The 12,877-nt window shown below is 64.0% G+C and carries 9 protein-coding genes; all 9 read left to right on the top strand.

The annotated features are described in order from the left end of the window. The first annotated feature begins 37 nt into the window (after positions 1–37). The 9 genes from tssB (at position 38) to AC1DFU_RS05015 (ending at position 12,875) form a co-directional block, all read left to right on the top strand. A complete protein-coding gene (tssB, locus tag AC1DFU_RS04975; RefSeq protein ID WP_092293794.1) occupies positions 38–574 on the top strand; it encodes a type VI secretion system contractile sheath small subunit in 537 nt (178 codons plus the stop codon). Positions 575–602: 28 nt separating this feature from the next. Next, complete coding sequence (gene tssC, locus AC1DFU_RS04980; RefSeq protein WP_092293792.1) at positions 603–2,105, top strand: type VI secretion system contractile sheath large subunit; 1,503 nt, start codon at positions 603–605, stop codon at positions 2,103–2,105. A gap of 115 nt (positions 2,106–2,220) precedes the next feature. After that, the gene (locus AC1DFU_RS04985) at positions 2,221–2,703 is read left to right on the top strand and encodes an Hcp family type VI secretion system effector (RefSeq protein WP_092293790.1); all 483 of its coding nucleotides are present in this window, start codon (positions 2,221–2,223) and stop codon (positions 2,701–2,703) included. A gap of 75 nt (positions 2,704–2,778) precedes the next feature. Then, positions 2,779–3,336 (top strand): type VI secretion system lipoprotein TssJ, encoded by a 558-nt coding sequence (gene tssJ / locus AC1DFU_RS04990; protein ID WP_441591283.1) that lies wholly within the window; start codon positions 2,779–2,781, stop codon positions 3,334–3,336. 5 nt (positions 3,337–3,341) lie between these two features. Further along, positions 3,342–4,691, top strand: coding sequence for a type VI secretion system baseplate subunit TssK (gene tssK, locus AC1DFU_RS04995; protein WP_441591284.1), 1,350 nt, complete (start codon positions 3,342–3,344; stop codon positions 4,689–4,691). After that, positions 4,688–6,001, top strand: coding sequence for a type VI secretion system protein TssL, long form (gene tssL, locus AC1DFU_RS05000; protein ID WP_369823411.1), 1,314 nt, complete (start codon positions 4,688–4,690; stop codon positions 5,999–6,001). Before tssK ends, tssL begins: the two co-directional genes overlap by 4 nt. A 12-nt stretch (positions 6,002–6,013) precedes the next feature. Continuing rightward, positions 6,014–9,940: a type VI secretion system membrane subunit TssM gene (gene tssM, locus AC1DFU_RS05005; RefSeq protein ID WP_441591285.1), complete on the top strand. Its 3,927-nt coding sequence runs from the start codon at positions 6,014–6,016 to the stop codon at positions 9,938–9,940. Between the two features lie 54 nt (positions 9,941–9,994). Further along, complete coding sequence (locus tag AC1DFU_RS05010; protein WP_441591286.1) at positions 9,995–12,532, top strand: type VI secretion system Vgr family protein; 2,538 nt, start codon at positions 9,995–9,997, stop codon at positions 12,530–12,532. 76 nt (positions 12,533–12,608) lie between these two features. Further along, entirely contained in the window at positions 12,609–12,875 is a 267-nt protein-coding gene (locus AC1DFU_RS05015) for a PAAR domain-containing protein (RefSeq protein WP_092293783.1), read from the top strand. The last annotated feature ends 2 nt before the right edge of the window (positions 12,876–12,877 follow it).

Consider the following 12,877-nt stretch of genomic DNA (forward strand, 5'->3'; position numbering starts at 1 on the left):
CAAGTCCCACATCATCACGCATTCGACGGAGTATTCCATGTCAGCATCCAACAGTTCACAGAAGTTCATTGCGAGGAACCGCGCGCCGCGCGTGCAGATCGAGTACGACGTCGAGATCTACGGCTCGGAAAAGAAGATCGAGTTGCCATTCGTGATGGGCGTGCTTGCCGATTTGTCCGGCACGCAGGTGGATCCACTGCCGCCAGTGGCGGACCGCAAGTTCTTCAACATCGATGTCGACAACTTCGACGAGCGCATGAAGGCGATGAAGCCGCGTGTGGCCTTCCCGGTGGCGAACACGCTGTCGGATCAGGGCCAGTTGATGGTGGACATGACCTTCGAGAGCATCGATGACTTCTCGCCTGCTGCCATCGCCCGCAAGGTCGATGTCCTGGCCAAGCTGCTCGAGGCTCGCACGCAGCTTGCCAACCTCCAGACCTACATGGACGGCAAGTCCGGCGCCGAGGGCCTGGTTGCACAGGTGCTCAAGGATCCCGCGCTGCTGAACGCGCTGGCCAAGGCACCGCGCCCCGAAGCGGCGAACGAGGCCGACGACAAGGCCCAGGCGCAGTAAGGACCGCAACCGCAACCGAGTACAAGACATGGCAACACGTGACACGCAATACAAGGCCGCGACGGCGCAGACGCTCGACCGGCAATCCGACTTCAATGCGCTGCTGACGAAGGAATTCAAGCCGAAGACCGAGCAGGCGCGCGAGGCCGTCGAGAACGCGGTCAAGACCCTTGCGGAGCAGGCGCTGGCCAATGCCGTGACGATGTCTGACGATGCTTACAAGAGCATCGAGGCCATCATCGGCGAGATTGACCGCAAGCTGTCCGAGCAGATCAACCTCATCCTGCACCACGAGGACTTCCAGAAGCTGGAAAGCGCCTGGCGCGGGCTCCACCACCTGGTTACCAATACCGAGACCGACGAGAAGCTCCGCATCCGCTTCATGGATATCTCGAAGGAAGAGCTGCGCCGCACGATGAAGCGGTTCAAGGGCGTGGCGTGGGATCAGAGCTCCCTGTTCAAGCAGATTTACGAGGAAGAGTACGGGCAGCTCGGCGGCGAGCCTTACGGCTGCCTGGTGGCTGACTACTACTTCGACCACACGCCAGCCGACGTCGACCTGCTCGGCTCGATGGCAAAGGTGGCTGCGGCCGCGCATGCGCCGTTCATCAGCGGTGCCTCGCCGTCAGTGCTCCAAATGGATTCGTGGCAGGAACTCGCCAACCCGCGCGACCTGACCAAGATCTTCACGCAAAACCTCGAATATGCACCGTGGAATTCGCTGCGGTCCTCGGAGGATTCGCGCTACATCGGCCTGGCCATGCCGCGCTTCCTGTCCCGTCTGCCGTACGGTGTGCGCACCAATCCGGTAGATGAATTCAATTTCGAGGAAGAAACCGACGGTTCCGATCACCAGAAGTACGCGTGGTCGAACGCCGCCTACGCGATGGCAGTGAATATCAACCGCTCGTTCAAGCGCTACGGTTGGTGCACCCTGATTCGCGGCGTGGAAAGCGGTGGCGTGGTCGAGAACCTGCCCTGCCATACCTTCCCGACCGACGATGGCGGCGTGGACATGAAGTGCCCGACCGAGATCGCTATTTCGGATCGCCGCGAAGCCGAGTTGTCGAAGAACGGCTTCATGCCGCTGATTCACCGCAAGAATACCGATTACGCGGCGTTCATCGGCGCGCAGTCGCTGCAGAAGCCTGCCGAGTACTACGACCCGGACGCCACGGCCAACGCCAACCTGTCGGCGCGCCTGCCCTACCTGTTCGCTTGCTCGCGCTTTGCCCATTACCTCAAGTGCATCGTGCGCGACAAGGTCGGCTCGTTCAAGGAGCGCGAGGAAATGGAGCAATGGCTCAACGAATGGATCATGAACTACGTTGACGCCGACCCGACAAATTCGAGCCAGGAAACCAAGGCGCGCCGTCCGCTGGCCGCTGCGGAGGTGGTGGTCGAGGATGTCGAGGGCAATCCCGGTTACTACCAGGCCAAGTTCTTCCTGCGTCCGCATTTCCAGCTCGAGGGCCTGACGGTATCGCTGCGACTCGTCGCGAAACTGCCGCTGGTGAAGGCTGCCGCCTGAGCATCGTGGCGCGGCGTACGTCGCGCCTGCGAACGCTACTCCGAGTCAGGGCGGGGGCTCGTCAAACAAGCCCGCCATGGGTAAGTCATATCTACTGAACAAGGAAATTCTCACTATGGCACAAGACATCTTCCTGAAGATCAACGGCATCGATGGCGAGTCCGAGGATAGCGTCCACAAGAGCGAGATCGAGGTGTTGAGCTGGTCGTGGAGCGTCAGCCAGCAATCGAACATGCACGCCGGCTCTGGCGGCGGCGCTGGCAAGGCCACTGTCGATGACCTGCAGTTCGAACACTATATCGACCGTGCCAGCCCGAATCTCGTGCAGTACTGCCTGCTGGGCAAGCATATCGACGAGGCTCGTCTGGTGGTGCGCAAGGCCGGCGGTAGCCCGCTCGAGTACATCAAGTTCACGATGAACGACCTGCTGGTGACGCAGGTGAGCCCTTCTGGCCTTAGCTCCGACGAAGCTCGTCCGCGCGAGATCGTGCGTCTGTCGTTCTCCCGCCTGAAGCAGGAATACGTGGTGCAGAACGCGCAGGGCGGCAGCGGCGGCGTGATCACCGCAACGTTCGACGTCAAGAAGAACACGGCCTGACCCTCCTGGTTGTCGTGCAATCCGGTTGCGATTCGGCGGCCGGATTGCACTGCGTGCAGCCAAACCGAATCGAACATGTCCATGCGCTTTGATCTGACTCCCACCGGAATGGCCGGCACCCGCGCCACTCGGTGGATGGCGATCGGGTGGTTGTTGCTGATGGTATGCCTGGTCTTGCAAGGATGCAGCACTGCACCGACGCGGAAAGAGCCGTTGCAGTTGAAGCTCCTGATCGAGACGAGCGGGAACCTGAATAGCGATGAAAAAGGCCGCGCTGCGCCGGTGATGGTGCGCGTCTACGAACTGAAGTCCGCTGCGGCGTTCGATAGCGCCGACTTCTTTACGCTTCAGAACGAAGACAAGAATGTGCTTGCCGCCGACCTGCTTGCTGTCGACGAGTTCATCATGCGGCCCGGCACCGACGAGCGTATCGAACGCAAATCCAATCCGGCCACAACAGCGATCGGCGTGCTGGTTGGTTACCGCGAACTAGGCAAGTCCGTATGGCGCGCCACGTGGCGCCTGCCCGAGGCACCCGATGCAGCCTGGTACCGCGCGGTGGTGCCCGACAGGACTGTCGCCCTGAAGATCGAGGCACGCGATCAAGCTGTTTCGATTACTGAGGTCAACTGATTGCCATGAGCTATCACAATAAGATCGTCTGGAGTGAAGGACTATTCCTGCGCCCTCAGCTGTTTCAGCAGCAAGAGCGCTATCTCGAGTATGTCGCACAGCGGTGTGTGACAACGCTTAGTCCGTTCTCATGGGGATTCAGCCAGTATGAGATCGATCAGAGTGCATTGTCCTTCGGCAAGCTGGCGATCAAACGCGGATCGGGAATCTTTCCCGATGGCACACCGTTCGACACGCCAACGGAGGCGCCACCGCCACCGCCGCTGACGATCACTCCCGAGCATCTCGGCCAGTTGATCTACCTCGCCGTGCCGCTACGCCTTGCCAACACCGAGGAGACGATCTTCGAGGAGCAGGCGGGGTCGCTGGCGCGGTATCTTGCCTTTGACGAAGCGCTACGCGATGCAAATGCGATCGGCCAAGGTCCGAAGCCGGTCCAGATGGCTAACCTGCGGCTGCGGCTGTTGCCTGAGAAGGAACTGAGCCAGTCCTGGATCGGCATCGCCGTAGCGCGCATCCAGAGCTTGCAGCCCGACGGTTCGGTCATCCTCCATGAGCGCGACCATATCCCGCCCGTTGTGCACTTCGGCGCCAACGCCTTGTTGCGGGAATGGGTGACGCAGCTGCATGGCCTGGCGAAGCTACGCGCCGATGCGTTGGCGAACCGGCTGTCAGGCAGCCATGGGCGCACGGGTGCCGTAGCCGAAGTCGCCGACTATCTGCTGTTGCAGGTGCTCAACCGCCATGAGCCGTTGCTCGAACACATCGGGCAGATCGGCGAGACCTCGCCCGTCGAGCTCTACCGCGCGCTGCTCTTGCTGTCCGGCGACCTCGCGACCTTTGTGCGTCCGCAGACGCGGCGGCCCGAGCTTGCGCCGGGCTACGACCATGCGCGACTCTTTGAGAGCCTGTATCCGCTAGTAACCGAGGTCCATCACCTGCTGAACCAGGTGCTGATACGTGGCGCGCAACCGATTCCGCTCGTGGAGCAGCCGCATGGCATTCGCCTTGCGACAATGCTGCCCGCTGAGTTGGCCAGTTTCGAGACGCTTGTGCTTGCCGTGGGTGCGCAGATGTCGCCAGACGTCCTGCAACAACAGTTCGCCGCACAGGCCAAGATCAGCCAGCCTCAGCGCCTGCCGGAACTGATCCGTTCGCACCTGCCGGGGCTCCAGATGCTGGCGCTTCCCGTGCCGCCGCGCCAGATTCCGTTCAATGCGAATTACGTCTACTTCGAGCTGTCCCGGACCGGCGTGTTCTGGGACCAGATCGCTCAGCAGGGTGCCCTGGCGATGCATATCGCCGGCAGTTTCCCCGAGCTGAAGCTGGAACTGTGGGGAGTGCGTCATAAGTGAGCGCCGGAAATCTTGAATCGTCGGACGACTTCGCGTTTCTCACGGAGGGTGGCGTGACTGACGTGCAGACGGCATCGGGCGCAAAAGTGGCGGTGCCGCGCGATGGTACGTCGCCGGTGGAGGCCGAAGTGCTGTTCGCGTTCGATCCGCCGGTGGACGCCGAACGGCGGCTCGAGACGGTGCAGCTAGCCAGGAATCCGCTCATGGAAGCGGCGAGCCCGTTACTGCGGTTGCTGGCCGACATGCCAGCGACGATGGCATCGCAGGAAGAGATCCGCGCGCTGCGCCTGCTGCTCGCGCGCGAAGTGGACCATTTCCAGACCCTCTGTGAGCGTGCCAACCTCCACTGGACGCATATGGCGGCGGTGCGCTACTGCCTGTGCACGGCGCTCGACGAAGCCGCAAACCGTACACGATGGGGCGGCGGCGGTGCCTGGGCGCGTAACAGCCTGCTGATTGCGTTCGAAGGCGAGAACGACGGTGGTGAGAAGGTATTCCTGCTGATCGGCCGGATGGCTGCTGATCCGCAAACCTACATTGACGTGCTGGAGATCCTGTACCGCATCCTTGGCCTGGGTTTCGAGGGCCGGTATAGCGTGATCGAGGATGGCCGGCGTCATCTGGAGCAGGTGCGGCATCGCCTTGCTGCGCTGGTCGCCGGCGCCCGCGACGCAGTGCCGGTCGAACTCTCCCCACGCTGGAAGCCCGCCGAGGCGGGGCGCCTGCGCGCGTTGCGCGGCGTGCCGCCATGGAGCCTGGCCGCAGTGGCCGCGGTGATCGTGTTCGGCTTGTTCGCCTGGTACAAATATCAGTTGCTCACGGCCGGCAGCGCGCTAAATGCGCGCATCCATAGCATTCCGCGTGGATCAGTGCAGGCTCCGGCGCGGCTCCGCCTCTCGATCCTGCTCAAGGACGAGGTCACGCGCGGCCTCGTGAGCGTGGATGAGGACGAGCGACGCAGCCTGGTCATCTTCAAGGGCGATTCGATGTTTGCCTCCGGCAAGAACGAAGTTCGTGCAGACATGTACCCGACCCTCGAGAAGGTGGCGAAAGAGGTGGCCCGCGTGGGCGGCCAGGTCGTCGTCACCGGCCATACCGACAGCCTGCCGATCCGTTCGCGGGACTTTGCGAGCAACGAGCAGTTGTCCGAGAAGCGCGCGGCCTTTGTCGCGAAGATTCTGGAGTCGGGCGGTACGCCCGCGAATCGTATCGCGGTGCATGGCCGTGGCGATGCGCAACCCGTGGCCAGCAATGGCACGGCGGAAGGACGTTCCCGCAACCGGCGCGTGGAAGTCATGGTGACGCAGTAGCGCGGAAGCAGCATGCATAACTTGAAGACCTTCTTCTCTCCCCTGTTCTCGAAGGCGATGCTGGCATTCCTCGCCATCGTGGCGCTGGGGCTCGCCGTCTGGTTCCTCGGCCCCTGGCTCGCCTTCGGTGCCCATCATCCTCTTGGCGATCTGTCATTACGGGTGACGGCCATCGTAATGCTGGTCGCGCTGTACGTATGCTGGCTGCGTAGCTGGCCGTATAGCCCGCTCGCCGTGGCCGCCCTGTGCGTGCTGCTGTGGCATCTCGGCCCGCTCCTCGCATTCGGCGAGGTTCGTCCACTGGCCTCCTACGGCACGCGCACGATCTGCATCGTGCTGATCGTCATTGCCTATGGGGTTTACGGCGCTTGGCGTCTGTGGGGCGCATTGCGCAACAACGAGGCCCTAGTCAAGCGCATCTTCGGCTCGTCCGATGACGCGGCCGCGCGGCCGCGCGAGGAACTGCACGTGCTTGGCGCCATTGTCGGCAAGGCTGTCCAGCATATCCGGCGTATTCACGGGCACGGGCTTGGCCTGAAGCGGTACTTCGAAAGTGACCGCCAGCTCTACGACCTGCCGTGGTTCATGATGCTGGGCACGCCGGAGGCGGGCAAGACCATTGCCGCCCTGAATTCCGGGCTCGAGTTCCCGGAGGCGGACCAGATGAATGCCGTCTCGCTGAAGGCGCCGGAGGGGACGACCTATTGCGACTGGTGGTTTACCAATGAGGCGGTCCTGATTGATACGGCCGGCCGCTATGCCGATCATCGCGCCGGCGAGACGGAGGACCCCGAGCGCAACAAGACGGAGTGGATGGGCTTCCTGGGCCTGCTGCGCAAGCACCGGCCGCGCGCGCCCGTCAATGGCGTGGTGCTGGCACTCAGCGCCTCGGAGTTGTTGGGTAAGTCGGCCGATGAGCGGATCGCTCTCGCGGCCACGCTGCGCACCCGGCTGACCGAGCTACGCAAGGAACTCGGGATTCGCTTCCCGGTGTATGTGCTCGTGACCAAGGTCGATGTGCTGCCAGGCTTCAGCGAGTACTTCCAGTCACTGACGGCGGAAGGGCGTGCCCAGGTATGGGGCATCGCGGTCTCCGCTCCGGAAGACGGTGCGGCACGTCGTGTCAATGATCTGCGCGAACGGTGCGTCGAGGAAGTCGGGGTGCTTGTCGACCGCCTGGAGGCGGGCGTCAACAATCGGCTGATCGAGGAGTACGAGACCGAACGTCGCAAGCGTCTCTACGCGCTGCCGGCGGAATTCGGCTGCCTGGCCGGTGTGGTGCTCGATGTGGTGTCGCTCGTATTCATGGACTCACGCTACGACAGCACGCAGATCGACAGTGCCCTGCGCGGCGTGTACTTCTCGAGCGCAATGCAGTCGGACGTAACGATTGCCGCCGATAAGACCACGCTGCTCCAGCGGCTGCGCGGCGGCGGGGTCCGCTCGGTGCCCAGTGAAACCGGAGCGGAGGCGGAGGCCTCGCGTGCCGCGGGCGCCGAGATGTCCGGCTATCGCAGCTACTTCCTGCACAACCTGTTCCAGCAGGTGATCGTGCCGGAAGCACACCTGGTTCGGCCGAACCAGCGCTGGGAACTCCGCTTCCGGGCGATGCGCGCAGCGAGCTATCTGGCGTCAGTCGTGGTGTGTGGCTGGCTGGTCTATGCGCTCACCACGAGTTTTGAGAACAATCACGCTTATCTGACAGCCATCGAGGCGAAGGTGACCGCGCTTGACGAACGGGTCAAGGGCTATCGCAAGCGGCGCGAGCCGACGGCCTTGCCCGGCATGCTGAATGCGTCGGCAGATTTGCCGCACCTCGGGCAGCTCGATCTCGCCAATCCTGGCTTCGACTATCGGTACGGGCTCTACGCCGCACCCCCCGTCATGGATGCCTCGGGGAGCACCTACGCCATCCTGTTGCGCCAGATGCTGCTGCCGCATGTCGTACGGCGTCTGGAGGATTCGCTCGATGCGCGAATGGAGGCTGGTGACCCCGATGGCGTCTATAGCGCCCTGACGGCCTACCTGATGCTGTACGACAGGAAGCACTTCGACGCCGCAGTGTTCAAGGCGTGGGTGCTCAAGGACTGGGAGCAGTCGGACAGCAGCGCGGCGTTCGGCGAGCCCCATCGGATGCGCCAGCACCTTCAGGCGCTGTTCGATGGCGACGACCTGTCGCCGAGCACGCCACAAAACGCGTTGCTCGTGGACCGCGCGCGTCGCTACCTGAGCAGCAACCCGGCGCCGCGACGGCTCTATGAACGAGCCATGGCGGAGATGGCCAAGGAGGCGCCCGAGCCGATCACCCTGGCGCGCGCTGCGGGGTTGCAGGCCGGTTCGGTGCTGACGCTCGCGGACAGCGCGCTGCTCGAGCAGGGCGTGCCCGGCCTCTACACATACGATGGTTACCACAAGGTATTCGCGCGGCGGCTGGCGCACTTCCTTGTCAAGGCTCAGCCTGCGGATGCCTGGATCATGGGGCGTACGGAGTTGCAGGCGAAGGCTGGCTACGGCCAGGACGTCGCCACGCTGATGGCCAGTTCGCCGCTGGCGGAGGACATCCGCCGTCAATACCTGATCGACTACGCCAACTACTGGCAGCGTTTCCTGGAAAGCGTGCGGCCCGCGATGCCGGACGCGGCGGAGCAGGGTGGTTCAACTGTGCTCGATCTTCAGATCCTGCGCATTCTGTCTTCAGCGGATTCCCCGCTGGCACGACTGGCCCGTACGGCAATACGCGAGACATCGCTGTCGGTCGCGGATGACGAGGATGATGGCGTCAATACCGCGCAGAAGGTCGTCACGGCCTCTGGCATGTCCGCGCGGCTCCATACGGTGACACGGGCTGCCAGTGCTGCATCCGCGCTTGGCGGCACGAACCGGCTGCGCCGCGTGGAGCGCGATCTGGTCGACAACCGTTTTGCAGCGCTGCGCGAAGTGGTGACCGGGCACGCCGATTCGGGTGCCGGCACGACACCCGCCAGCGCGCCGGTGGCGGCGGCCGGTTCCGGGGGCAATGCGCTCCAGCTGGGCGGCATCATGGCGCTGCTGGGTGAGCAGTACACCCGGCTTTCCGTGGCGGGCGCCGCGCTTGCGGCGAACAGTATGCCGCCGGCGGTCGACATCGGCACGATGCTGCAACTGGAAGCCGAGAAGCTCCCCGCGCCATTCCGCGCCGTGCTGGCCGGCATATCGGTCCAGGTGACGCAGAAGGTCAACGCGGGCGTTGGCACGCTGCTGGCATCCCAACTCGAATCATCGGTCGGTGCGGCGTGCCGCCGGGCGATCGCGGGCAAGTATCCGTTCGTGGCAGGGGCGAGCCAGGATGTGGACATTGAAGACTTCCACCACATCTTCGCGGCCGATGGCCTGCTGGATGCTTTCTTCACCCGGACGCTCGCGCCGAACGTGGATACCAGTTCGCGGCCCTGGCGCTACAAGGCGCTCAGCCCGGGCATGCCGCCCGTCCACGGGCCGAGCCTGGAGCCGTTCGAACGGGCTGCGGCCATCCGCGAGACGTTCTTCCGCGAATCGGGCGGGAAGCGCATGGCGTGGAAGGTCGACGCCCGGGTGGCCAATCTCGACCCCGAGATTCTGGAACTCTCGCTCGACATCGACGGCCAGCAGATTCGCTATGCACATGGCCCGGTCGTGACATTCCAGCTCGGATGGCCGGGCCCACGCGGCGGGGCGGTGGCCGGCATGTCGGCCAGCCCGAAGATCCGGCCCGACACGTCGACGATCGTGACATCGGGTCCGTGGGCGCTGTTCCGCCTGATCGACCGAGGGCGGCCAGTTGGCACGGCCTCGGCCAGCCGCATGGTCGTGGATTTTACATTCGACGATCGCCATGCCGCACTGGAACTCGTGACGGGCGGGCACGCGAATGCGTTGTCCGGCCAGCTTCTCAGGGGTTTCGCCTGCCCGAAAGGCGCGTAGCGCCGGCCGTGCCGACGACGATGGAAACAGACTGGTGATTGCAATAGGGAAGAAATGGCTACTGAATTCTTGAACGGCGTTGCCTCGCAGAATCGTACCGTGGCGATCCGCAGCGCCGCCATGCCCAAGGTGGCCGGCTTGCCGGCCCTTGAGTTCCTGCAGGTCCATGGCACGGAGCGGCTTGGCCGATTGTTTGAGTACGAGGTGCAGTTGCGCACGCCGGACGACTACCAGCTGCCGCTGGCGGCGAGCGCGAACCTTGACCTGAAGGCGTTGGTCGGCAAGGAGATGACGCTCTCGATCCAGATCGACGGAAGCGGGAAGGCGCCCAGCGAGCAGGTGGGGCGCGGCACGCGCGAGATCAGCGGGCTTGTGGTCTCTGCCGGCTACCTGCACCAGGAGGGGCGGTACAACGTTTATCGCGTGGTGTTGCGGCCCTGGCTGTGGCTGGCCACGCTGACCAACGACTTCAAGATATACCAGGACAAGACCGTACTCGAGATCATCGACGACGTTCTGGCTGACTATCCCTACCCGGTGGAGAAGCGGCTCGACGTGGGCAAGTACGCGCTGACGAGCGAATCCGAGCGCAACGACCCGCGCAAGTTCCAGGTCCAGTATGGCGAGACGGACTTCAACTTCATCCAGCGGCTGATGGAGGAATGGGGCATCTACTGGTTCTTCGAGCATTCGGACGGCAAACACCGGCTCGTGCTGTGCGACCACATCGGTGCGCACCGCCGCGTGCGCAGCGAGTCTTATCACCAGATCGAATACCACCCGAACGACGACAAGATCGACATCGAACACATCGCGGCGTTCTCCGTGCATGAGGCGCTGCGTACCGGCCGCGTGGAAGTGGACGACTACGACTTCACACGTTCGCGGGCGAGGCTGCTGCAAGCCAATCAGCAGCCTCGCCGCACGACATGGGCCGACCGGGACGTGTTCGAATGGCCGAGTGACTTTACTGACGCGCGTCATGGCGACATGATCAGTCGTGTCCGCATGGAAGAGGCCCGCGCGGAAGGTGTGCGCGCGTTCGGCCATGGGAACGTCCGTGGCGTGGCTTGTGGCGAGACCTTCGTGCTCGCCCGTCATGCGCACCGTGGGGCGAACCGCGAGTATCTCGTGGTGGAATCGACACTGATGCTGACGGAGGTTGCCGACGAATCGGGAGCCGGTTATCAGTACCAATGCCGGAACGAGCTTGAGGTGCAGCCCACCAGCGAGGTGTTCCGCATGCCCCGCACGACGGCCAAGCCCAATACCCACGGTCCGCAATCGGCCATCGTGGTCGGCCCGCCGGGCTCCACGGTCTGGACTGACGAATTCGGCCGCATCAAGGTGCGTTTCCTTTGGGACCGCTACGCGCGCAACGACGAGTCGGACTCATGCTGGGTGCGCGTGGTGCAGGCCTGGGCCGGCGCCAAGTTCGGCAGCATCTATATCCCGCGCGTCGGCCATGAGGTGATTATCAACTTCATGAATGGCGACCCGGATCGGCCGCTGGTCACTGGCAGTCTCTATAACAATGCGACGCAGCCGCCCTGGGACCTGCCCGCCAGCGCCACCAAGAGCGGCTTCAAAAGCCAGACGCCAGGTGGCGGGCCGGACAACTACAACGGCGTCCGGTTCGAGGACAAGGCCGGCATGGAGGAGTTCTACCAGCAGGCCGAGCGCGACATGGTCAGCCTGACGAAGCGGAACGAGACGAAAACCGTCGGTATGGACCTGGCGATGGGCGTGGGTGCCAACTTCAACCTTGGCGTTGGCGCACTGTATGCCACCAACGTGGCGGGCGGATCGGTCCATACCGTCGGCGCTGCCTATTCCATGAGCATCGGTGGCATATCGGCGGTCAACGTGGCCTTGGCATCGACCTATTCGGTGGGCGGCGCCTATCTGGTGAGCATCGGCAAGGCGATGGCCGTCAGTGCCGGTTCGGCCTTGTCGCTGACCTGCGGGGAATCGTCGCTGTCGATGGCCAGCGACGGAACGATCAAGCTCGTGGGCAACAAGATTGTCATCCAGGGCACGCAACTGGACTTGAACCCGGGCGACGGCAAGAAGAAGAGCGGCGGCGGAGGCGGTGGCGGTGGCTTCTTCGCGATCGGCCTGGCCGCACCGTCGGTACCGATTGTGGTGCCCATGCTCGGCCTCGGCTCCCGCGCCAATGCCAAGCAGATACCGGGACCGCCGGGGCCGAGTGGCGCAACGGGGGCGACTGGAGCAACGGGGGGAACTGGCGCAACCGGCGTAACTGGGGCAACCGGCGTAACCGGGGCAACAGGGCCAACCGGGCCAACCGGGCCAACCGGGCCAACAGGGCCAACAGGGCCAACAGGGCCAACGGGGTCGACAGGGCCAACGGGGTCGACAGGGCCAACCGGGTCGACAGGGCCAACCGGGTCGACAGGGCCAACCGGGTCGACAGGGCCAACTGGCGCGACTGGACCAACCGGATCGACAGGGCCAACCGGACCGACTGGGCCAACCGGACCGACGCCACCGTCGCCGACGCCCACCCCGCCCCCACCGACGCCGACGCCGCCGATTCCGACGCCGACGCCAACGACGCCAGAGCCATAACGGCGGAAGGCGCGAATCTGCTCGCCCCGGTGACATCCGTCACCGGGCCATCACTCGATTCTGAAAGGAAGCACATATGGGAACGCCAGCTGCGCGATTGGGTGACGCGATCGGCCACGGAGGGTCGATCACGTCGGGATCCGGCAATGTCTTTATCAACGGGGTGCCCGCCGCTATCGCGTGCGGGAGCAGTTGTTCGTGCTCGCTGCACGGAGGCGGATCATTGGCGAAAGGCTCGTCCACGGTATTCATCAATAACATGCCGGCCTCCATGGTCGGCGGCGTGTCCGGCTGCGGCGCGCCAGTCGCGAATGGCTCCCCTAACGTATTCGTCGGGGGTTGAGG

This window comes from Cupriavidus sp. 10L45, from assembly GCF_056395225.1.

Coding starts and splice junctions, on each gene's coding strand:
- tssB (WP_092293794.1), top strand. CDS start 38: ATGTCAGCATCCAACAGTTCACAGAAGTTCATTGCGAGGAACCGCGCG.
- tssC (WP_092293792.1), top strand. CDS start 603: ATGGCAACACGTGACACGCAATACAAGGCCGCGACGGCGCAGACGCTC.
- AC1DFU_RS04985 (WP_092293790.1), top strand. CDS start 2,221: ATGGCACAAGACATCTTCCTGAAGATCAACGGCATCGATGGCGAGTCC.
- tssJ (WP_441591283.1), top strand. CDS start 2,779: ATGTCCATGCGCTTTGATCTGACTCCCACCGGAATGGCCGGCACCCGC.
- tssK (WP_441591284.1), top strand. CDS start 3,342: ATGAGCTATCACAATAAGATCGTCTGGAGTGAAGGACTATTCCTGCGC.
- tssM (WP_441591285.1), top strand. CDS start 6,014: ATGCATAACTTGAAGACCTTCTTCTCTCCCCTGTTCTCGAAGGCGATG.
- AC1DFU_RS05010 (WP_441591286.1), top strand. CDS start 9,995: ATGGCTACTGAATTCTTGAACGGCGTTGCCTCGCAGAATCGTACCGTG.
- AC1DFU_RS05015 (WP_092293783.1), top strand. CDS start 12,609: ATGGGAACGCCAGCTGCGCGATTGGGTGACGCGATCGGCCACGGAGGG.